Source organism: Streptomyces sp. A5-4 (genome assembly GCF_051131715.1).
Classification (GTDB): Bacteria; Actinomycetota; Actinomycetes; order Streptomycetales; family Streptomycetaceae; genus Streptomyces.
On the sequence record NZ_CP178591.1, the window covers coordinates 3,900,282 to 3,921,213 of the forward strand.

The following is a 20,932-nucleotide window of genomic DNA, read 5'->3' on the forward strand; positions in this document are numbered from 1 at the left end:
ATCAGGCTCCTTGAGCATTGGGCGAGGTCTCTGCGGCCGGGCTCGGGGTTTCGGGGGCCGGCCCCCGAGAAGGCACTCCAGCGGCGGAGTACTGCCCGCCCTTGCTGTCGCGGTTGCCGCTCCACGCATTGCGCAGCGCTTCATGCCAACGCGGACGTTTGCGCGGCGGGACATGGTCCACGCCGCCGGGCGACCACGGATTGCACCGCAGGATGCGCCAGGCGGTCAGGGCCGTGCCCTTCACCGCGCCATATCGGTCGATGGCCGCGAATCCGTAGTGGGAGCACGACGGGTAGTAACGGCACACAGGCCCGAGCAACGGACTGATCGTCCACTGGTACAGCTTGATCAAAGCCAGCAGTGGGTACTTCATCGCGCGCCCCCTCCCAGCAACCGCTGAAAGGCGGCATCCAGGTCTCGGGCCAGCTGTGCATGGTCGGCATCACCTGCTCCGGGCAATGCCCGTACGACAACCAGGCTACCGGGGGGCAGCTCGGACAGTCGGTCGCGGACGAGGTGGCGAAGCCTCCGCTTCACCACATTGCGCACGACAGCGCCGCCCACAGCTTTGCTCACGACGAAACCCGCACGCGTCTGGGGAACGCTCTCCCCAGACGCGTGCGGGTCCGTTGAACCGCTATTGCGAAGATGGACGACGAGGAGCGGGCGACCGGCCCGGCGACCTCGGCGTACCGCGGTTGCGAAGTCCTCGCGCCGCCTCAGCCGATTCTCGGTAGGCAGCACGTCATGACCTGTTTACGAGAATCAGGCGGACAGGCGGGCGCGGCCCTTGCCACGACGCGTCGCCAGAATGGCGCGGCCGGCGCGGGTACGCATACGCAGACGGAAGCCGTGGGTCTTGGCACGACGACGGTTGTTCGGCTGGAAGGTGCGCTTGCTCACTCGGGGGCTCCAGAAATGATCGTGGTAACGGCGGGACATCGCCTGGCTGTCACCGTGCGCCCACGAGGAACTCGCAACGCCCGTATGCACCGCTTCACGACCACAGATCGTGATCATTGCCCATCGGAGGCAGGCGGCAGCAGCCATCGACAACTCGACCTGGTCACGGTACGCGCGGCTACGCCATCCGGTCAAACCGGGCCCTCGCCAGGGTCCACTATGCACAGCCTGTGGACAACAACTTGAACCGCGTGACACGGCCCGACTACCGTGGCTGAACTTGGATTCCTTTACTGGCAGTCCTTCCCATCCCGTCCCAAGAACCACACCTTCGTGGGACCTGTGAGAGAGCGTGCCCTGTGGCTGATGTACCTGCCGATCTTGCCGCAGTGTGGCCACGAGTGCTGGAGCATCTCCTCGGAGAGGGGCAGCAGGGCATCGAACCCAAGGACAAGCAGTGGATCGAGCGTTGCCAGCCGCTCGCCCTGGTGGCCGATACCGCCCTGCTCGCCGTCCCCAATGAATGGGGCAAGCGTGTCCTTGAGGGTCGGCTCGCCCCATTGATCAGCGAGACGCTGAGCCGCGAGTGCGGCCGGCCGATCCGGATCGCGATCACCGTCGACGACTCGGCGGGAGATCCCTCCCCGTCGCTGGCCCCGCCCATGCAGCAGCAGTCCCGCTACCAGGGCCCGCCGCACGACGAGCAGCAGTCCCAGCACGAGCAGTACGACAACTATGGGCACCGGCCGTCCGACGACGACCTCCCGACCGCCAGGCCCGCGTACCCCGACTACCGCCAGCCAAGGCATGAGCAGCCGGGCGCCTGGCCCCGCCCGCAGGAGGACCACGGCTGGCAGCAGCAGCGGCTCGGCGGCTTCCAGGAACGCGACCCGTACGCCTCGCGCCCTCCGCAGCACGACTACCGCCCGCAGGCACCCGAGCGCCAGCAGTACGAGCAGCCGCACTACGACCAGCCGCCGCGGCACGAGCGCCGGGACCATCAGGACCCGTCGATCCAGCACCGCGGAGTGGGCGGTGTCCCCGGGCCGCTGGCCGCACAGCCTTCGTCGGCGCCGGGCCCCGGCGAGCCGCAGGCCCGCCTCAACCCCAAGTACCTCTTCGACACCTTCGTCATCGGCTCGTCCAACCGCTTCGCGCACGCCGCGGCGGTCGCCGTGGCCGAGGCGCCGGCGAAGGCGTACAACCCGCTCTTCATCTACGGAGAGTCGGGACTGGGCAAGACGCACCTGCTGCACGCCATCGGCCACTACGCGCGCAGCCTCTATCCCGGCACCCGGGTCCGCTATGTGAGCTCCGAGGAGTTCACCAACGAGTTCATCAACTCGATCCGCGACGGCAAGGGCGACGCGTTCCGCAAGCGCTACCGCGACGTGGACATCCTGCTCGTCGACGACATCCAGTTCCTCGCGAGCAAGGAGTCGACGCAGGAGGAGTTCTTCCACACCTTCAATACGCTGCACAACGCGAACAAGCAGATCGTGCTGTCCTCGGACCGGCCGCCCAAGCAGCTGGTCACGCTGGAGGACCGGCTGCGAAACCGCTTCGAGTGGGGCCTGACCACCGATGTGCAGCCGCCCGAGCTGGAGACGCGCATCGCGATTCTCCGCAAGAAGGCGGTGCAGGAGCAGCTCAACGCTCCCCCGGAGGTCCTGGAGTTCATCGCGTCCCGCATCTCGCGCAACATCCGCGAGTTGGAGGGCGCGCTGATCCGGGTGACGGCGTTCGCGTCGCTCAACCGGCAGCCCGTGGACCTCGGGCTCACCGAGATCGTCCTGAAGGATCTGATCCCGGGCGGCGAGGACGCCTCGCCCGAGATCACCGCGAGCGCCATCATGGCGGCGACCGCGGACTACTTCGGGCTGACGGTCGAGGACCTCTGCGGATCCTCGCGCAGCCGTGTGCTGGTGACGGCCCGGCAGATCGCGATGTATCTGTGCCGTGAGCTGACGGACCTCTCACTGCCCAAGATCGGCGCGCAGTTCGGCGGCCGGGACCATACGACGGTGATGCACGCCGACCGTAAGATCCGCGCTCTGATGGCCGAGCGGCGCTCCATCTACAACCAGGTCACCGAGCTCACGAACCGCATCAAGAACGCCTGACACGCCGAAGCGGATACCTGAAAAAGCAGCCGAAGGGCGCCCCGGGACGAACTCCCGGGGCGCCCTTCGGCCTTGCGAGGGCCTTCCGGGACCTCCTGAGGGACCTGTCGGCGCGTTCCGGAGACGTTTTTGGGGGCGCTCCGGAGCGCCCAGCAGACCTCCGGAGGCGTCAGGGAGTCGCCCCGTCGAAGGCCCGGACCCCCTCGTTGTTCGAATAAGGCTCCCGGGGAGCCGGTTCTCCACAGATCAGGGCAGGATGTTCCGTCCACACCCTGGGGACTGGGAAGTTGTCCAGAATGAGTCCACAGGCCCGATAGCTGAGACTTCATCACCCCAGGTCAACTGCCTGTGGATTTGTGGTCAACCTTCCTCCACAGCCTGTGGATAAAATTTCTGTCCACAGGCGAAGATCAACGTTGTCCACCGGCGGCCCACAGGCGGGGCCACGTTTTGCACAGCTTCTCCACACCTCTGTCCACTGTTCGGCAACGAAACGCCCGCCGTCACCGGGTCGAGTGAAAGCGGTCACACCAAGGGGGTCGGTTGGGCTGTGGGGAACCTGGGTAAAGCTGGGGACGGCGCTGGGGAGAACTACCCCCAGCCTGTGCATCGACTGTGCAGAACTTTCGGGCGTCCACAGAAAGCCCAAGTTGTCCACCGTCTCCGCCCACAGGGCCGGTGGACAAAAAAGTGGGTCTGACCTGCGAAAACGGGGTTATCCACGGTTTCCACAGGCCCTACTACTACTCCCACCTAGAGTTAGCTGAGAAATAGCTTGGAAGAAGGGCCTGTGCACAACTCGGGCCCCGAGCCTCCAGCGGCTCTCGTCGCGACTTGACCCCATGCCGCACCGACTGTCGGTGCCGTAGGTCAGACTGGTCCCCGGCAACACAGCCAGACAACGACGGCCAGCAGGGCGAGCCAGCAACAGCAGGAGGCGGTTCCGGTGAAGATCCGGGTGGAGCGCGATGTACTTGCGGAGGCAGTGGCCTGGACGGCTCGCAGCCTTCCGGCCCGTCCGCCGGTGCCCGTCCTCGCGGGCCTTCTGCTGAAGGCCGAGGAGGGCGCTCTGAGCCTCTCCGGTTTCGACTACGAGGTCTCGGCACGGGTTTCGGTGGACGCGGACGTGGAGGAGGACGGGATCGTTCTCGTCTCCGGTCGGCTGCTCGCCGACATCTGCCGCGCCCTTCCCAACCGGCCGGTGGAGATTTCCACAGACGGTGTACGGGCGACGGTGGTCTGTGGATCCTCGCGATTCACGCTGCACACGCTCCCCGTCGAGGAGTACCCGGCGCTGCCGCAGATGCCGACCGCCACCGGCACCGTGCCCGGTGAGGTCTTCGCGTCCGCCGCGGCCCAGGTGGCCATCGCGGCCGGCCGGGACGACACACTGCCGGTCCTCACCGGTGTGCGCATCGAGATCGAGGGCGACACGGTCACCCTGGCCTCCACCGACCGCTACCGCTTCGCGGTCCGCGAGTTCATGTGGAAGCCGGAGGACCCGGAGGCGTCCGCCGTCGCGCTGGTGCCCGCGAAGACGCTGCTGGACACCGCCAAGTCGCTGACCAGCGGTGACACAGTCACCATCGCGCTCTCCGGCTCGGGTGCCGGTGAGGGCCTGATCGGTTTCGAGGGCGCTGGACGGCGTACGACCACGCGACTGCTCGAAGGTGACCTGCCGAAGTACCGGACGCTCTTCCCGACCGAGTTCAACTCGATCGCGATCATCGAGACGTCCGCGTTCGTCGAGGCCGTCAAGCGTGTGGCCCTGGTCGCCGAGCGGAACACGCCGGTGCGGCTCAGCTTCGAGCAGGGCGTGCTGATCCTGGAAGCCGGATCGAGCGACGACGCACAGGCTGTGGAGCGGGTCGACGCCAATCTCGACGGCGACGACATCTCGATCGCCTTCAACCCGACGTTCCTGCTGGACGGTCTGAGCGCGATCGACTCGCCGGTCGCCCAGCTGTCCTTCACGACGTCCACCAAGCCCGCGCTGCTCAGCGGCAAGCCGGCCATGGATGCCGAGGCGGACGAGGCGTACAAGTACCTGATCATGCCGGTGCGGCTCTCGGGCTGATCGCAGGATTCCGGGCCCGGTGCCGCGACGGCTCCGGGCCTGCTCACGCCTGTCGGGTCGGCGGCGGGGCCCGGGCGTAGGCTCGGGCCCGGGTACGAATCGTCACAACGCTTAAGGAATCTCTGATGGAGCTCGGTCTCGTCGGTCTCGGCAAGATGGGCGGCAACATGCGTGAGCGCATCCGCCGCGCAGGCCACACCGTCATCGGTTACGACCGGAACCCGGACGTCGCCGATGTCCACAGCCTCGAAGAGCTTGTGGGCAAGCTCAAGGGCCCGCGAGTGGTGTGGGTGATGGTTCCGGCCGGTGCCGCGACCCAGTCCACGATCGACGAGCTGTCCGAGCTGCTCTCCCCGGGCGATGTCGTCGTCGACGGCGGCAACTCGCGCTGGACGGACGACGAGAAGCACGGCGTTGAGCTCGGCCTCAAGGAGATCGGGTTCGTCGACTGCGGCGTGTCCGGCGGCGTCTGGGGCCTGGAGAACGGCTACGCGCTGATGTACGGCGGCGCCGCCGAGAACGTCGCCAAGGTGCAGCCCATCTTCGACGCGCTCAAGCCCGAGGGCGAGTTCGGCTCGGTGCACGCCGGCAAGGTCGGCGCCGGGCACTTCGCCAAGATGGTTCACAACGGCATCGAGTACGCCATGATGCAGGCCTACGCCGAGGGCTGGGAGCTGCTGGAGGCGGTCGACTCGGTCACCGACGTGCGCGAGGTCTTCCGGTCCTGGCAGGAGGGCACGGTCATCCGTTCCTGGCTGCTGGACCTGGCGGTCAACGCGCTGGACGGCGACGAGCACCTGGACAAGCTCCGTGGTTTCGCCGCCGACTCCGGTGAGGGCCGTTGGACGGTCGAGGCCGCCATCGACAACGCGGTGCCGCTGCCCGCGATCACCGCTTCGCTCTTCGCGCGCTTCGCGTCGCGCCAGGACGACTCCCCGCAGATGAAGATGATCGCCGCCCTGCGCAACCAGTTCGGCGGGCACGCGGTCGAGTCCACGAAGTAGTTCCGAGCTGGGGAAGGTCGGCGTACACCCATGCATGTCACGCATCTGTCGCTGGCCGACTTTCGCTCGTACGCCCGGGTCGAGGTGCCTCTCGATCCGGGCGTCACCGCTTTCGTGGGTGCGAACGGCCAGGGCAAGACGAATCTCGTCGAGGCGGTCGGCTATCTGGCGACGCTCGCCAGCCATCGGGTGGCATCCGATGCCCCGCTGGTGCGGATGGGCGCGGAGCGCGCCGTCATCCGGGCCGCCGTCACCCAGGGCGAGCGGCAGCAGCTGGTGGAGCTGGAGCTGAACCCGGGCCGGGCGAACCGGGCCAGGATCAACAGGTCCTCGCAGGTCAAGCCCCGTGATGTGCTGGGGATCGTACGTACGGTGCTGTTCGCGCCGGAGGATCTGGCGCTGGTCAAGGGGGATCCCGGTGAGCGTCGGCGCTTCCTCGACGAGCTGATCACGGCGCGCTCGCCGCGGATGGCGGGGGTGCGGTCGGACTACGAGCGGGTGCTGAAGCAGCGCAACACGCTCCTGAAGTCGGCCGCGATGGCGCGCAGGCACGGTGGCCGTTCGATGGATCTGTCGACGCTGGACGTGTGGGACCAGCATCTGGGTCAGGTCGGCGCGGAGCTGCTGGCGCAGCGGCTGGATCTGATCGCGACGCTGCTGCCGATGGCGGACAAGGCGTACGAGCAGGTGGCGCCCGGGGGTGGCCCGGTGGGTCTTGGGTACCGGTGTTCGCTGGGCGAGGGCGTCGTGGCGGGGCAGTCGCGCGAGGAGTTGTACGAGCAGGTGCTCGCGGCGCTGGTGGGCGCCAGGAAGCAGGAGATCGAGCGTGGCGTGACGCTGGTCGGCCCGCACCGGGACGATCTGGTGCTCAAGCTGGGGCAGCTGCCGGCCAAGGGCTATGCGAGTCATGGCGAGTCCTGGTCGATCGCGCTGGCGTTGCGGCTGGCTTCGTACGACCTTCTGCGGTCCGAGGGGAATGAGCCCGTGCTGGTGCTGGACGATGTCTTCGCGGAGCTGGATGTACGGCGGCGGGAGCGGCTGGCCGAGCTGGTGGCGCCGGGTGAGCAGGTGCTGGTGACGGCGGCGGTGGACGACGATGTGCCGGGTGTGCTGGCGGGCAAGCGGTATGTGGTGTCCGGCGGCGAGGTGGCGCCGGCATGAGCCCTTTGAGCGGGTCCGGCGGGCCGGACGAGCTGCCTCAGGGACCCCCGAGGGGGAAATCGCCCAAGAAGTCCAAATCGTACGATTCACCCCTTCCCTCTTCATCCCCCCGGGTGCCCGGCCCGTCCCAGCCGCCCGCCTCCGCCCAGCCGCCGAAGGACGCCGAGCCCTCGGGTGTCGATCTGGCGCGGGTCGCGTTGCGCGCGGCCAAGGAGCAGGCGCGTGCGCGGGGTGCGGCGGCGCAGCAGAAGAAGCAGGCGAAGCGCGGCGGTCTGCGCTCGGGCGCGCGGGCCGACGGGCGTGATCCGCTGGCGCTGGGGGCGGCGATCAACCGGCTCATCACGGAGCGCGGCTGGGAGGCCCCCGCCGCCGTCGGTGGGGTCATGGGGCGCTGGCCGCAGATCGTCGGGGACGACGTGGCGAAGCACTGTGTGCCCACGCGGTACGACGAAGGGGACGCCGAGCGGGTGCTGACGGTGCAGTGCGATTCGACGGCCTGGGCGACCCAGTTGCGGTTGCTGGCACCGCAGTTGGTGGCGCGGCTCAACGCGGACCTCGGGCAGGGCGCGGTGAAGTTGATCAAGGTGATGGGGCCGGCCGGTCCGCCGCGCCGTTTCGGTCCGCTGCGGGCGCCCGGCAGCAAGGGGCCCGGGGACACGTACGGCTGAGTAGTGGGTGTACGTGTGAGGTGTCCCTCACGGTAGTGGGAGGTTGACAGCCCGAAGCGCTGGATGCCCGCGTGAGCCGCTTGGAGCCCCTTCCCGAATATGGGGAGTCGGACGGAGGCGGTTCAGGACGGCACATGGGGACTCAGGTACCGGCAAACCCCCATGAGTGTCTGCGGTACCGGTAGACTGGTGGACAATCCCGCCCGCTTGCGGGACACGTCGACTACACAGAACGATGCAGCCGGTCCCGCACGTGGCGGAGTCGGCTTGTGCTGTGCCAGAAAGGGCGCTTCGTGGCCGATTCCGGCAACCCCAACGAGACCATTCCGTCCACTGCCGGCGGGGGCGGCGAGGCAGCCGTCTCGGCCGCCTATGACGCCAGCGCGATCACCGTCCTCGAGGGCCTGGACGCGGTCCGCAAGCGGCCCGGCATGTACATCGGCTCGACCGGTGAGCGCGGGCTCCACCACCTCGTCCAGGAGGTCGTCGACAACTCGGTCGACGAGGCCCTGGCTGGGCACGCGGACATGATCGACGTCACGATCCTGCCGGACGGCGGGGTGCGTGTCATCGACAACGGCCGCGGTATCCCCGTGGACATCGTGCCCTCCGAGGGCAAGCCGGCCATTGAGGTCGTGCTGACCGTCCTGCACGCGGGCGGCAAGTTCGGCGGTGGCGGCTACGCCGTCTCCGGCGGCCTGCACGGCGTCGGTGTGTCCGTCGTGAACGCACTGTCGTCCAAGGTCGCGGTCGAGGTCAGCCGCGACGGCTACCGCTGGACGCAGGACTACAAGCTGGGTGTGCCGACGGCGCCCCTGGTGCGCAACGAGGCCACGGACCGGTCGGGCACGACCGTCACCTTCTGGGCCGACCCGGACATCTTCGAGACGACCGAGTACTCCTTCGAGACGCTGTCGCGGCGCTTCCAGGAGATGGCCTTCCTCAACAAGGGCCTGACGATCAGGCTCACGGACGAGCGTGAGTCGGCCAAGGCCGTCGTCGGCGCGGACACGGCCGAGGAGGTCCCGGCGGAGGAGCAGGCGCTCACCGTCTCGTACCACTACCCCGGTGGCATCGTCGACTTCGTGAAGTACCTCAACTCCCGCAAGGGCGAGGTCATTCACCCGACGGTGATCGACATCGAGGCAGAGGACAAGGAGCGCTTGCTCTCGGCCGAGATCGCGATGCAGTGGAACTCGCAGTACAGCGAGGGGGTGCACTCCTTCGCGAACACCATCCACACGCACGAGGGTGGTACGCACGAGGAGGGCTTCAGGGCCGCGCTGACGGGTCTGGTGAACCGCTACGCGCGCGAGAAGAAGCACCTGCGCGAGAAGGACGACAATCTCGCGGGTGAGGACATTCGCGAGGGTCTGACGGCCATCATCTCGGTGAAGCTGGGCGAGCCGCAGTTCGAGGGTCAGACGAAGACCAAGCTGGGCAACACGGAGGCGAAGACCTTCGTGCAGAAGGTCGTGCACGAGCAGCTCACGGACTGGTTCGACCGTCACCCCAACGAGGCCGCGGACATCATCCGCAAGTCGATCCAGGCCGCCACCGCACGCGTCGCCGCGCGCAAGGCGCGGGACCTGACGCGTCGTAAGGGACTGCTGGAGTCGGCTTCGCTGCCGGGCAAGCTGAGCGACTGCCAGTCGAACGACCCGACGATGTGCGAGATCTTCATCGTCGAGGGTGACTCGGCCGGTGGCTCCGCGAAGTCCGGTCGTAACCCGATGTACCAGGCGATCCTGCCGATTCGAGGCAAGATCCTGAACGTCGAGAAGGCGCGGCTCGACAAGATCCTGCAGAACACCGAAGTGCAGGCGCTGATCTCGGCGTTCGGCACGGGTGTGCACGAGGACTTCGACATCGAGAAGCTCCGCTATCACAAGATCATCCTGATGGCGGACGCCGACGTCGACGGGCAGCACATCAACACGCTGCTGCTGACGTTCCTCTTCCGCTTCATGCGGCCGCTGGTCGAGGCGGGGCACGTGTACCTCTCGCGCCCGCCGCTGTTCAAGATCAAGTGGGGTCGGGACGACTTCGAGTACGCGTACTCGGACCGCGAGCGCGACGCACTGGTCGAGCTGGGCAAGCAGAACGGCAAGCGGATCAAGGACGACTCCATCCAGCGCTTCAAGGGCCTGGGTGAGATGAACGCCGAGGAGCTGCGCATCACCACGATGGACGTCGACCACCGGGTGCTCGGCCAGGTCACGCTGGACGACGCGGCGCAGGCCGACGATCTGTTCTCGGTGCTGATGGGTGAGGACGTCGAGGCGCGGCGCTCGTTCATCCAGCGCAACGCCAAGGACGTCCGCTTCCTCGACATCTGAGCCGGCCGTGCAAGCCACCAGCCGCAGCTCGAAAGGACTTTGACCAGCAATGGCCGACGAGAACACCCCTGTGACCCCTGTCACGCCCGAATCGCTCGCCATCGAGGGCGTGGGCAGCCGTGTGGAGCCTGTGGGGCTCGAGACGGAGATGCAGCGCTCGTACCTCGACTACGCGATGTCCGTCATCGTCTCGCGCGCGCTGCCCGACGTACGGGACGGCCTCAAGCCCGTACACCGCCGTGTGCTGTACGCGATGTACGACGGCGGGTACCGGCCCGAGAAGGGCTTCTACAAGTGCGCCCGTGTCGTCGGTGACGTCATGGGTACGTACCACCCGCACGGCGACTCCTCGATCTACGACGCCCTGGTGCGGCTCGCGCAGCACTGGTCGATGCGGATGCCGCTGGTGGACTCCAACGGCAACTTCGGCTCCCCGGGCAACGACCCGGCCGCCGCCATGCGGTACACCGAGTGCAAGCTCATGCCGCTGTCCATGGAGATGGTCCGCGACATCGACGAGGACACCGTCGATCTCCAGGACAATTACGACGGCCGTAACCAGGAGCCGACGGTCCTGCCGGCGCGCTTCCCGAACCTGCTGGTCAACGGTTCGGCGGGCATCGCGGTCGGCATGGCCACCAACATCCCGCCGCACAACCTGCGGGAGGTGGCGTCCGGCGCGCAGTGGGCGCTGGAGCACCCCGAGGCCTCGCACGAGGAGCTCCTCGACGCGCTTCTGGAGCGCATCAAGGGCCCCGACTTCCCGACCGGTGCGCTGGTCGTGGGCCGCAAGGGCATCGAGGAGGCGTACCGGACGGGCCGCGGCTCGATCACGATGCGTGCCGTCGTCGCGGTCGAGGAGATCCAGAACCGCCAGTGCCTGGTGGTCACGGAGCTTCCGTACCAGACGAATCCGGACAATCTCGCGCAGAAGATCGCCGACCTGGTGAAGGACGGCAAGGTCGGCGGCATCGCGGACGTCCGTGACGAGACGTCCTCGCGTACGGGCCAGCGCCTGGTCGTCGTGCTCAAGCGCGACGCCGTCGCGAAGGTCGTGCTGAACAACCTCTACAAGCACACCGACCTCCAGACGAACTTCGGCGCGAACATGCTGGCGCTCGTCGACGGTGTGCCGCGCACGCTGTCGATCGACGCGTTCATCCGGCACTGGGTGACGCACCAGATCGAGGTCATCGTCCGGCGGACGAAGTTCCGGCTGCGCAAGGCGGAGGAGCGGGCGCACATTCTGCGCGGCCTGCTCAAGGCGCTGGACGCGATCGACGACGTCATCGCGCTGATCCGGCGCAGCCAGACGGTCGATGTGGCGCGCGAGGGCCTGATGGGCCTGCTGTCGATCGACGAGATCCAGGCGAACGCGATCCTGGAGATGCAGCTGCGCCGACTGGCCGCCCTGGAGCGCCAGAAGATCGTCGCGGAGCACGACGAGCTGCAGGCGAAGATCAACGAGTACAACGCGATCCTCGCCTCGCCGGAGCGGCAGCGGCAGATCATCAGCGAGGAGCTCGCGGCGATCGTCGACAAGTTCGGCGACGACCGGCGCTCGAAGCTGGTGCCCTTCGACGGTGACATGTCCATCGAGGACCTGATCGCCGAGGAGGACATCGTCGTCACCATTTCGCGTGGCGGCTATGTGAAGCGGACGAAGACGGACGACTACCGCTCGCAGAAGCGCGGCGGCAAGGGCGTGCGCGGTACGAAGCTCAAGGAAGACGACATCGTCGACCACTTCTTCGTGTCGACGACGCACCACTGGCTGCTGTTCTTCACGAACAAGGGCCGGGTCTACCGGGCGAAGGCGTACGAGCTGCCCGACGCGGGCCGCGACGCGCGCGGTCAGCACGTCGCGAACCTGCTGGCCTTCCAGCCGGACGAGCAGATCGCGCAGATCCTGGCGATCAGGGACTACTCCGCGTCGCCGTATCTGATTCTGGCCACCAAGGGTGGTCTGGTGAAGAAGACGCCGCTGAAGGACTACGACTCGCCACGTGCGGGTGGTGTCATCGCGATCAATCTGCGGGAGACCGCGGACGGCAGCGACGACGAGCTGATCGGCGCCGAACTGGTCTCCTCCGAGGACGATCTGCTGCTGGTCAGCAGGAAGGCGCAGTCGATCCGCTTCACCGCGACCGACGACGCGCTGCGGCCGATGGGGCGCGCCACTTCGGGCGTCAAGGGCATGAGTTTCCGTGAGGGCGACGAACTGCTCTCGATGAATGTCGTGCGAGCAGGTACTTTCGTCTTCACTGCCACCGACGGTGGGTACGCGAAGCGGACTCCTGTCGATGAGTACCGGGTCCAGGGTCGCGGTGGTCTGGGTATCAAGGCCGCCAAGATCGTGGAGGACCGGGGCTCGCTGGTCGGCGCGCTGGTGGTCGAGGAGACGGACGAAATCCTCGCCATCACTCTCGGCGGTGGCGTGATTCGTACGCGAGTCAACGAAGTCAGGGAGACGGGCCGTGACACCATGGGCGTCCAACTGATCAACCTGGGCAAGCGTGATGCCGTCGTCGGCATCGCGCGCAACGCCGAAGCCGGTCGCGAGGCCGAGGAGGTCGACGGTCCCGATGGGGCGGTCGACGCGGTCGAGGGCGATGCGGTCGAGTCTGCCGATGCCGTCGAGGGCGCCCAGCCCTCGGCCGGGGAGCACGAGGAGTAAGACGTGAGTGGACCCACGGGCGCCGGAGCGGCCGCTTCCGGAGATGGAGCACCTGGTGCCCGTGGCTCTGCCGCGGACTCCCAAGGGGGGACTGTGACGGACACCAGAGGGCCTCAGCCCAAGCAGTACGACGCGTACGCGAACGGGCCGTTGCCCAGTGAGCGTGAGCAGTCGGGGCAGGGGCAGTCGCAGCCCTATCACCCGCCCCAGGCGTATCCCACGCCGCAGGGCGGCGAGAAGGCCGGCGGTACGCAGGGCGGGCAGCAGCGCGACGGGCAGACCGGTCCGGCCGCTCAGCAGGCGGCGGCAGCGGTACGCCGTCCGCGCACGGGCGCACGGACCACGCCGCGCACCCGCAAGGCACGGCTGCGGGTGGCCAAGGCCGACCCGTGGTCGGTGATGAAGGTCAGCTTCCTGCTGTCCATCGCGCTGGGCGTCTGCACGGTGGTCGCGGCCGCGGTGCTGTGGATGGTGATGGACGCGATGGGCGTCTTTTCCACGGTGGGCGGGACGATCAGCGAGGCAACGGGCTCGAACGAGAGCAACGGCTTCGACCTGCAGTCCTTCCTGTCGCTGCCGCGTGTCCTGATCTTCACGTCGATCATCGCGATGATCGACGTGGTGCTGGCGACCGCGCTCGCGACGCTCGGCGCCTTCATTTACAACCTGTCGGCCGGCTTCGTCGGCGGCGTCGAGCTGACGCTCGCGGAAGACGAGTAGGACCGCTCGGAATCCGATTTTGGACCTGCCACTGAGGTGCGCTAATCTTCAGGGGCAGCGCGGGGCTATAGCTCAGTTGGTTAGAGCGCATCCCTGATAAGGATGAGGCCACAGGTTCAAATCCTGTTAGCCCCACCGCGAAGACCGCAAGGTCGAAAGGCCGGTAGATCTCAGGATCTGCCGGCCTTCTGCGTTCCCTTGCGGGGCGCGGTCCGACCGGTCCGTGTGTGGCTCGGGTATACGGCTTGTTCTGTGCGGTTCGGGTGTACGGCACGTTGGTGCGCCTCATTGGTGCGCCTCATTGGTACGACACGGTGGTGCGGCTCCTGGGTATGGTCCGTCTCACGCCGTGGGAGTTGTCGCCGCCGCGATCTGTCCGAGGTCCGGCCGCTGTACGTCGCCCAGCTCGCGCGGCAGGTGCCGGGAGCTCGGGGAGGCGCCGTGGGCCTCGGCTCGGATGCGCTGCTTCATGGTGGGCGGGACCGACTGTTCGTGCGCCGGGGACCAGGTGACGGCCGCTGAGGCGGCCTCGGCTGCGGGGTGGCTGCCGGTCGGGGCGCTCGCTGTGGCGGGCTGCTGGGCGGCGGTGGCCGCCGTACTCAGCCCCAGGGTGGCGAGGAGGGCGAAGAGGGCGGTGATGAGTGCGGTCCACATCGTCCTGGCCTTCACTGCGGTGCTCCTTGCGTTGCTGCGTGGGCTGTCTGTCGGTCCGTCGGTCTGTGGATCTGTGGTGCGACTGCTGACTGCTGACTGCCGGCGTGCGGGGTGCTGCTTCCGCTACGCCGCGAGGAGCGCTTCGGTCGCGGTGAGGTCCGGCTGCGGGGTCCCGGCGAGGTTCAGCGAGCGGTTGCGGGAGGACGGGGAGGCGCCGTGGGCCTCGGCGCGGATGCGCTGCTTCATGGTGGGCGGCATCGAGCGCTCCAGGGTGTGGGCCCGGCGAGCCGCCGGTACCGTCGCCGGGGCGGTCCGTCCGGTGGTGTGCGCGGTCGGCTCCTGCGCCGTGTGCGTGGTGGCCGCGGCGGCGGTGGTCGCGGTGCTCAGCCCCAGGGTGGCGAGGAGGGCGAAGAGCCCGGCGATGAAGGCGGTCCACATCTTGCTGACCTTGATGACGGCCATGGCTTTCTCACTTTCAGGTGGTGCGGTTTGCTTACCTTTCAGATGATGTGCGCGCAACATGGGGATCAGGGCGAGCGACGCACGCGTTGTGCAGTTCTTCTGATGAACACCACCCGGTTGGAGGAATGGGCTCCGCGGCCGGGTCCTCTCGCATAGGAGGGGACAGACGGGTGGAGTTGATTGCTTTGTGCCGGGCGCGAGTTGGGTCGGAACTAGGTCACTGATCGATATCGGTCGGTGTGTATAGTCGGGCGCCAGAAGTCCCCTACGCCAAGGAAAGACGAGGTCGCGCGGTGAAGAAGCTTCTCCTGGTCGCACTGGCCGCCATCGGCGGGCTCCTCGTGTACCGCCAGATCCAGGCGGATCGCGCCGAGCAGGATCTGTGGACGGAGGCAACTGACTCCGTGCCCGCAGGTTCGGGTGTGTGAGAGCCAGCAGCCAGCATTCTGAACACTTGCCCCGGTCGCAGAGCGGCCGGGGTTTTGTGCTGCCCGGGGATTTTCGGTGGGGCGGGTGAGCCGTTGCGGGACCGTGACACCCCGCTCTTGAATTCACCTACGCAAATCACTAGCTTGCGAGAGCAAAGCAAGAGTCTTGGTTGAGGGGGAACGGGTGAAGGCACGAGGGGGCCGCCGCGCGGCGGTCGCGCTGGTGGGCGGAATACTGCTCGGTCCGGTGGCGGCGACGGCGGGCCCACCGCCCGCCGTCGCCGCGCCCGCGCAGGAGGCGGACGGCGGGAGCAGCCTGGTGATGGTGCTCGACTCGTCGGGCTCCATGGCGGACGACGACGGCACCGGACGTACGCGGATGGAGTCCGCCCGCGGCGCCGTGTCCACGGTGGTCGACACGCTGCCGGACGGCTATCCGACCGGCCTTCGGGTGTACGGCGCGGACCGGCCCAAGGGCTGCACGGACACCCGGCTGGTGCGGCCCGTACGGCCGTTGGACCGGGATGCCATGAAGCGGGCCGTGGACGGCGTACAGCCCAAGGGGGACACTCCCATCGGGCTGTCGCTCAGGAAGGCCGCACAGGACCTGCCCGAGCCCGCCGAAGGGTCGCTCGGGCGGCGTACGATCCTGCTGATCTCCGACGGCGAGGACAACTGCGGTACTCCGCAGCCCTGCGAGGTCGCCAGGCAGCTCGGTGAGGACGGGGTGGACCTGCGGATCGACGCCATCGGATTCCAGGTGCGCGGCAAGGCCAGGGAGCAGCTGGAGTGCGTCGCGGAGGCCGGGCACGGCTCGTACTACGACGCTCCTGACGCCAAGGCGCTGGCGCGTCAGTTGCAGCGGGCCTCTCAACTGTCCGCGCACGGCTACCGTTTCCGGGGCGAGCGCGTCGAGGGTGGGGTGAGCGCGAGTGGCGCGGCCGGGATCGAGCCCGGCCAGTACACCGACACCATCGGCCCCGGTGAGACCCGTTGGTACGCCGCCGGGCTCGATGCCGGGTCCGCCGCGGACCTCGCGGTGACGGCGGTGCCGCAGCCGGGCGTCAAGGCCGAGTACGGGGACGGGATCGAGCTGGAGCTCACCGCCACCGGGAAGTTCGGCTCCACCTGCGACAGCGCGCGGGAGAACTTCGCACAGGACGAGGGCGCGATGGTGCTCAGCACCGCGGTCAGCCGCGTCCCGTCCGCAGGCGGTGACCGGTCCTGTGATCCGGCGGGGAAGTACCTGCTGTCCGTGCACCGCACCAGCGCCGCGGGCTCCGACCGGGCACGCTGGCCCTTCGAGTTGCGGTACGGGACCGAGAAGCCGCTCGCCAAGGGCACGGTGCCCGCGGAGTCCGCGACCGAGTACGGCGCGGCGGGCAAGGACGCCATGCCTCCGGCGGGTGATCCGAAGGACGTCGAGGGCGGCACGGGCTTCAACGACGCGCGGACCCTGGCAAAGGGTGTGTGGCGCGACAAGCTGCTGCCCGCCCAGACCCGCTGGTACAAGGTGAAGGTCGGCTGGGGCCAACAGCTGCGCTACGCCGTGGACTTCGGCAACGAGCCGACCCTGGAGGAGGGCGGCTCGGACGTCAGCTTCGTCGACACGGCCGCGTTCAGCGCGGGCCGCAAGCCGATCGGTGGCGGCGGCGAGTTCGACGAGCACCGGATGTACAGCGGCGAGCCGGCCGCGGTCGATCTCGGCACCGTCCCGGTGACCTGGACGAACCGCTGGGAGTCGGCGTCCCAGGTGGTTCCGGTGCGTGCGGCGGGCGAGTACTACGTCGCGGTGTCGCTCGGCCCGAACGCCGCCAAGTTCGCCGAGAACGCGGCCATCGGCGTAGTCCTGCGGGTGGATGTGGCCGGCCGGGAGCTGGCGGGCCCGCAGCACGATGCGCCCGCGCTGGCGAAGCCGGACGGTGCCGCGGGGGGCGAAGCGGACAAGAAGGGTGATGCGGCGGCCCACGGAGACAGCGGTGGGACCGGCGGGGCAGGATGGACCGGCATCGCGACCGCCGGGGCAGTGGGCGGCGCGGTCGTCCTGGTCGCGGGGCTCGTGCTGGTCACCATGCGGCGCAGGGCAGCCAAGGCGACGACGAGGGGTGGCGCGTGAAGAGGCAGCGCAGCAGGGGTGGAACGGTGTCGGCCGTGGTGGCGGCGCTGTGCGCGGTGGCGGCGCTGTCGGGGCAGGCGTGGGCGGCGGGTGCGCCCAGCCCGTACGCCTTCGAGCCGTCCGCGAAGCCGGTCACCGGCTCCGAGGTCAATACCGACGCCGAGCAGCTGAAGGCCGGGGAGACGTACAAGGACTCCATCAAGCCCGGTGGCAAGCTCTTCTACCGGGTGGTCCTGGACGCGAAGTCCAACGCGTACGTGTCGGCGACGGCGGTGCCCAAGCCGGGCACGAAGGTCGCGTACGCCGACGAGCTCAAGGTGACGCTGCAGGACCGCGACAGCAGCTCGTGCAGTTACGACACCGCGCAGTTCAACGCGGAGTTCGCGCGGCCCATCGGCACCTACGCGTCGCGGACGATCGAGAAGGACAGCACGACCTGCCAGAGCGCGGACACGTACTACGTCCTCATCGAGCGGACCAGCGAGGCGACTTCCTCCAGCGAGCCGTGGGACCTGGAGATCCGGCATGTGACCGAGCCCGCGCTGAAGGGTGCCGGGCCGACGGCGGCGCCCGAGAACTGGCCCAGCGCGTCCCCCGCGCCGCCGACCGGCGCCCCGCGCGACCGCAAGGGCGGCACCAGCTTCTTCAACGCCCCGGGGCTTGAGCAGGGTGAGTGGCGCGACAAGCTGAAGCCGGGTGAGAGCCGCTTCTACAAGGTGCCGGTCGACTGGGGGCAGCAGCTCTTCGTCAGCGCCGACCTGAGCAGCGCCACGGGTGAGGGCTATGTGCCCAGCGCGCTCGCGGTGTCGCTCTTCAACCCGGCGCGGGGGCTCGTCGACAGCCACAACAACCTCGCGTACGACGGAAAGCCGAAGTCGGCCGAGCTGGATCCGTTGCCGCCCGTGGCGTACGAGAACCGGTACGACTCGAAGGAATCCGTGAACGCCATGCGGTTCGCGGGCTGGTACTACCTGCGGGTCAGCCTCAACCCCGCCGTGGAGAAGCCGTTCGGTGCGAAGGCGCTGGGGCTGACGCTGCGGCTGAACGTCAAGGGTGATGCCAAGCAGGCGCCCGCCTACGCCGGTTCCGCCGGGGCGTTCCAGGTCACCGACGACGACCGGGACCAGGCGGCGAGCGGGCAGTCCACGCCGGGGGCCGAGAAGAGCGACACGATGCGGCTCGTCGGGGCCGCCGGGATCGGCGCGGGCACCGTGCTGGTGCTCGGCCTCGGCGGGTGGATGCTGATCGCCAGGCGCCGTGCGGCGGCCGGCCCGGCGAACCCCGGCAACGGCAACGGCAACGGGACGCCACCGCAGTACGGGCCGCCGGCCGGTTGGTAGCCGCTGTCGGGCGGCCCGTGGGCGACTGCCCGTGGGCCGCCCGACGGGTCAGCTCTGGGTCAGCGCCCAGATGCCCACCGCGAAGCAGAGCAGAGCGATCACCAGTACCGGGACCGTCACCTTCGGGGGCGGTCCCGGTCGCTTTCGCGGGGTGGGGGCGGGTGCCTGCGCGGGGGCGTGCGCCGCGTTGTTGTGGGCGGGGGCGTACGCGCCCGGCTGCGGGGCGAGTGCCTCCGGGGCGGTGTAGGGCCGAGTGAGGGGCTGTCCGTACTGCGCCCCGGACGTGGGGGCCTGCGCCTGGTACCGCGCGGCGTCGAAGGGGGGAGCGGACGCGGGCGCGGGGGCCGGCACCGAGGCGGATGTCGGCGTGGGCGTGGGGGGAGTGGGCGGCTGCTGCGGCGGCGGGGCGAGATGGAAGCTGCCCGTCTCCGACATCGGCGGCCCTTGCGGAGCGGGGGCCTGCGGGCCCCGGGGCTGTACGCGGTCCGGGATGCCCGGGGTCGGGTCCGACGTCTCGGGGCCCGAGGCGGCGAAACCTTCCGGCAGCGGCCCGATCTGGTCGAAGACCTCCACCGGGTCGTCGCCGGGACCCGGCTCGGGCAGCATGTCGACGGCCGCGGTCAACGCCTTGCGCGCGCCCGTCGCCGTACGGAACCTGGCCTGCGGATCGGGCTGCAGCATCCCGGCGATGACCTGCCACAGCGGCTCGTCGATGCCCTGCGGGGCGCCCGGGGTGCCGTACGTGGCGAAGTGCTCCACCAGGGCCTGGGAGTCGGGCTTCTGCCCCTGGAGCAGATAGAGCGCGACCAGACCGACCGCGAAGAGGTCGGCCGGGAAGTCCGGTTCGGCGCCCATCATCTGCTCGGGCGCGAAGTAACCGGGCGTCCCCACCACGTAGTTGGTCTCGGTGAGGCGCGGCTCGCCCTTGCGCATGGAGATGCCGAAGTCGGACAGCCGCAGATGCGGCCGGCCGGTGCCGGTGGCCTCCAGCAGGATGTTGGCCGGCTTGATGTCGCGGTGCACGACACCTTCCGCGTGCACCGCGGCGAGACCGGAGAGGAGCTGATCCAGCAGCGTGCAGACGAAGCGGGCCGGGAGCGGGCCGTAGTCGCCGATCACATGGGCCAGTGAGCCGCCGCTCACCAGCTCCATGGTGAACAGCACTTTGTCGTCGTCCGCGGCCCAGCTGGCCGGGGCGAGGACATGCGGATGGTCGATCCTCAGCGCCTGCTCGCGCACGAAACGCAGCAACGTGTGCGCGTCACTCTGCTGCAGGACCTTGGCCGCCACATAGCGGCGTCGCCTGTGGTCCCACGACCGCCAGACGGCGCCCACTCCACCGCGTCCGATCGGGTCGATCAACTCGTACCGACCAGCGAAGATCTCACCCATTGTGCTGTGCCCGCTCCCCGGTCCGCTGCCTACGTCTTCGGTCGTGTTCCGTCAGGTCCTCCCGGACCCGGCCGGACCGGCCCTGTCAGCTCTGATGCGCCTCGTAGTGGGCCACCGCGTCGGCAGTGCGCCCGGCGCCGTACACCCGGAGGAACTCTGCCAGTTCCGGGTGGGTCGGTGCGAGGGTGTCCGCCGCATCGATGATGTCGCCGGCGGCGGCCACCGAGCGCAGCAGCGACTGGATCTCGCGCACCACGCGGCGCACGGTCGGCGCTCCGGAACTGGCCGTGGTCGAGCCGGTGTTGCTGAGCACCGAACCGCCCTGGGACTTCTTGATCTCTTCCATCCGGTCGGTGGCCTCCCCCGCGCTCACACTGCCGTCGGCGACCTGCCCCGCCAGATCCTGCAGAGCCTGGACACGCTGAACGACGGCGGGATTGCCGATCTTGGCGCGCTGGCCGCTCATCAGCTGGGACAACATGGGTGCGGACAGGCCGAGCACCGCGGCGAGCCTGGCCTGGTTCAGCCCTAGATCGTCGATCAGCCGACGGAAGAGCGCCCCCAGCGGCTCCCCGTACCAATTGCGCTGAAGCTCTCTGGCTCTTGCCGTCGCCTCTTGTTGCGCTGCGTCCATTGCGTCTCCCCTTCGCTGCTGCGAACCTCCCGAGCATCTTACGGAGGGTGGTCGCGGACCGGGAGTCCCAATCCTTTTTGCAGGATCAGGGGGGACAACCGGTACTCTGTTCTGCGGCGGTGGTCACGGTGCGTCTTTGACCGGTCATGTCCGCTTTTCGAGGGGCCTTAGCTCAGTTGGTAGAGCGCTGCCTTTGCAAGGCAGATGTCAGGAGTTCGAATCTCCTAGGCTCCA

General features: G+C 68.7%; 18 protein-coding genes and 2 tRNA genes. 13 read left to right on the forward strand and 7 right to left on the reverse strand.

Annotated features, from left to right (window positions below; translation table 11 throughout):
• Position 1: 1 nt before the first annotated feature.
• Genes yidD through rpmH form a run of 3 tightly spaced genes read right to left on the reverse strand, consistent with a single transcriptional unit; the run spans position 2 to position 903 of the window.
• Positions 2–373: a membrane protein insertion efficiency factor YidD gene (gene yidD, locus ACLLJJ_RS17890; RefSeq protein WP_434592409.1), complete on the reverse strand. Its 372-nt coding sequence runs from the start codon at positions 371–373 to the stop codon at positions 2–4.
• Entirely contained in the window at positions 370–744 is a 375-nt protein-coding gene (rnpA, locus tag ACLLJJ_RS17895) for a ribonuclease P protein component (RefSeq protein ID WP_434592412.1), read from the reverse strand. The genes yidD and rnpA overlap by 4 nt, the downstream gene beginning before the upstream one ends.
• Positions 745–765: 21 nt before the next feature.
• The gene (gene rpmH / locus ACLLJJ_RS17900) at positions 766–903 is read right to left on the reverse strand and encodes a 50S ribosomal protein L34 (protein WP_030354375.1); all 138 of its coding nucleotides are present in this window, start codon (positions 901–903) and stop codon (positions 766–768) included.
• 359 nt (positions 904–1,262) lie between these two features.
• On the opposite strand from rpmH, the gene dnaA reads away from it, so the two are divergent.
• From dnaA to ACLLJJ_RS17945, 9 genes are all read left to right on the forward strand, one after another.
• The gene (gene dnaA, locus ACLLJJ_RS17905) at positions 1,263–3,026 is read left to right on the forward strand and encodes a chromosomal replication initiator protein DnaA (RefSeq protein ID WP_434592416.1); all 1,764 of its coding nucleotides are present in this window, start codon (positions 1,263–1,265) and stop codon (positions 3,024–3,026) included.
• A 946-nt stretch (positions 3,027–3,972) separates the two neighbouring features.
• On the forward strand, positions 3,973–5,103 hold the full coding sequence (gene dnaN / locus ACLLJJ_RS17910; protein WP_434592418.1) for a DNA polymerase III subunit beta: 1,131 nt from the start codon (positions 3,973–3,975) through the stop codon (positions 5,101–5,103).
• Between the two features lie 125 nt (positions 5,104–5,228).
• Entirely contained in the window at positions 5,229–6,107 is an 879-nt protein-coding gene (gnd, locus tag ACLLJJ_RS17915; protein WP_434592421.1) for a phosphogluconate dehydrogenase (NAD(+)-dependent, decarboxylating), read from the forward strand.
• 30 nt (positions 6,108–6,137) lie between these two features.
• Positions 6,138–7,268 (forward strand): DNA replication/repair protein RecF, encoded by a 1,131-nt coding sequence (recF, locus tag ACLLJJ_RS17920; protein WP_434592423.1) that lies wholly within the window; start codon positions 6,138–6,140, stop codon positions 7,266–7,268.
• Between the two features lie 113 nt (positions 7,269–7,381).
• Positions 7,382–7,936 (forward strand): DUF721 domain-containing protein, encoded by a 555-nt coding sequence (locus tag ACLLJJ_RS17925; protein ID WP_434592426.1) that lies wholly within the window; start codon positions 7,382–7,384, stop codon positions 7,934–7,936.
• A 269-nt stretch (positions 7,937–8,205) separates the two neighbouring features.
• The gene (gene gyrB / locus ACLLJJ_RS17930; protein WP_434592428.1) at positions 8,206–10,275 is read left to right on the forward strand and encodes a DNA topoisomerase (ATP-hydrolyzing) subunit B; all 2,070 of its coding nucleotides are present in this window, start codon (positions 8,206–8,208) and stop codon (positions 10,273–10,275) included.
• Between the two features lie 49 nt (positions 10,276–10,324).
• Positions 10,325–12,952 carry a DNA gyrase subunit A gene (gene gyrA, locus ACLLJJ_RS17935; protein WP_434592430.1) on the forward strand — a complete coding sequence of 876 codons (2,628 nt, stop codon included), beginning with the start codon at positions 10,325–10,327 and terminating at the stop codon, positions 12,950–12,952.
• Positions 12,953–13,045: 93 nt separating this feature from the next.
• Positions 13,046–13,672 carry a DUF3566 domain-containing protein gene (locus ACLLJJ_RS17940; protein ID WP_434592432.1) on the forward strand — a complete coding sequence of 209 codons (627 nt, stop codon included), beginning with the start codon at positions 13,046–13,048 and terminating at the stop codon, positions 13,670–13,672.
• A 61-nt stretch (positions 13,673–13,733) separates the two neighbouring features.
• Positions 13,734–13,807, forward strand: a tRNA-Ile gene (locus ACLLJJ_RS17945).
• A 207-nt stretch (positions 13,808–14,014) separates the two neighbouring features.
• Here ACLLJJ_RS17945 and ACLLJJ_RS17950 read toward each other — a convergent pair.
• Together ACLLJJ_RS17950 and ACLLJJ_RS17955 are read right to left on the reverse strand one after the other, a co-directional pair.
• Entirely contained in the window at positions 14,015–14,341 is a 327-nt protein-coding gene (locus ACLLJJ_RS17950; RefSeq protein WP_434592435.1) for a DUF6344 domain-containing protein, read from the reverse strand.
• A 108-nt stretch (positions 14,342–14,449) separates the two neighbouring features.
• Positions 14,450–14,788, reverse strand: a complete 339-nt coding sequence (locus ACLLJJ_RS17955) for a DUF6344 domain-containing protein (protein ID WP_434592436.1) — start codon at positions 14,786–14,788, stop codon at positions 14,450–14,452.
• Between the two features lie 293 nt (positions 14,789–15,081).
• Here ACLLJJ_RS17955 and ACLLJJ_RS17960 point away from each other — a divergent pair, with 293 nt between their 5' ends.
• The 3 genes from ACLLJJ_RS17960 (at position 15,082) to ACLLJJ_RS17970 (ending at position 18,672) form a co-directional block, all read left to right on the forward strand.
• Complete coding sequence (locus ACLLJJ_RS17960; protein ID WP_003958712.1) at positions 15,082–15,216, forward strand: DLW-39 family protein; 135 nt, start codon at positions 15,082–15,084, stop codon at positions 15,214–15,216.
• A gap of 184 nt (positions 15,217–15,400) precedes the next feature.
• Complete coding sequence (locus ACLLJJ_RS17965; RefSeq protein WP_434592453.1) at positions 15,401–17,332, forward strand: vWA domain-containing protein; 1,932 nt, start codon at positions 15,401–15,403, stop codon at positions 17,330–17,332.
• The gene (locus ACLLJJ_RS17970; RefSeq protein WP_434592455.1) at positions 17,329–18,672 is read left to right on the forward strand and encodes a hypothetical protein; all 1,344 of its coding nucleotides are present in this window, start codon (positions 17,329–17,331) and stop codon (positions 18,670–18,672) included. The genes ACLLJJ_RS17965 and ACLLJJ_RS17970 overlap by 4 nt, the downstream gene beginning before the upstream one ends.
• 48 nt (positions 18,673–18,720) lie before the next feature.
• Here ACLLJJ_RS17970 and ACLLJJ_RS17975 read toward each other — a convergent pair whose 3' ends face one another.
• Positions 18,721–20,064, reverse strand: a complete 1,344-nt coding sequence (locus tag ACLLJJ_RS17975) for a serine/threonine-protein kinase (RefSeq protein ID WP_434592458.1) — start codon at positions 20,062–20,064, stop codon at positions 18,721–18,723.
• A gap of 85 nt (positions 20,065–20,149) precedes the next feature.
• Entirely contained in the window at positions 20,150–20,698 is a 549-nt protein-coding gene (locus ACLLJJ_RS17980) for a helix-turn-helix domain-containing protein (RefSeq protein WP_283517097.1), read from the reverse strand.
• A 161-nt stretch (positions 20,699–20,859) separates the two neighbouring features.
• Here ACLLJJ_RS17980 and ACLLJJ_RS17985 point away from each other — a divergent pair.
• Positions 20,860–20,932 (forward strand) — tRNA-Ala (locus ACLLJJ_RS17985).

Bases quoted from the DNA above. Each gene is read 5' to 3' on its own strand.
- recF (WP_434592423.1), top strand. From the start codon at position 6,138: ATGCATGTCACGCATCTGTCGCTGGCCGACTTTCGCTCGTACGCCCGG.
- ACLLJJ_RS17980 (WP_283517097.1), bottom strand. From the start codon at position 20,698: ATGGACGCAGCGCAACAAGAGGCGACGGCAAGAGCCAGAGAGCTTCAG.
- gyrA (WP_434592430.1), top strand. From the start codon at position 10,325: ATGGCCGACGAGAACACCCCTGTGACCCCTGTCACGCCCGAATCGCTC.
- gnd (WP_434592421.1), top strand. From the start codon at position 5,229: ATGGAGCTCGGTCTCGTCGGTCTCGGCAAGATGGGCGGCAACATGCGT.
- ACLLJJ_RS17955 (WP_434592436.1), bottom strand. From the start codon at position 14,788: ATGGCCGTCATCAAGGTCAGCAAGATGTGGACCGCCTTCATCGCCGGG.
- ACLLJJ_RS17975 (WP_434592458.1), bottom strand. From the start codon at position 20,064: ATGGGTGAGATCTTCGCTGGTCGGTACGAGTTGATCGACCCGATCGGA.
- yidD (WP_434592409.1), bottom strand. From the start codon at position 373: ATGAAGTACCCACTGCTGGCTTTGATCAAGCTGTACCAGTGGACGATC.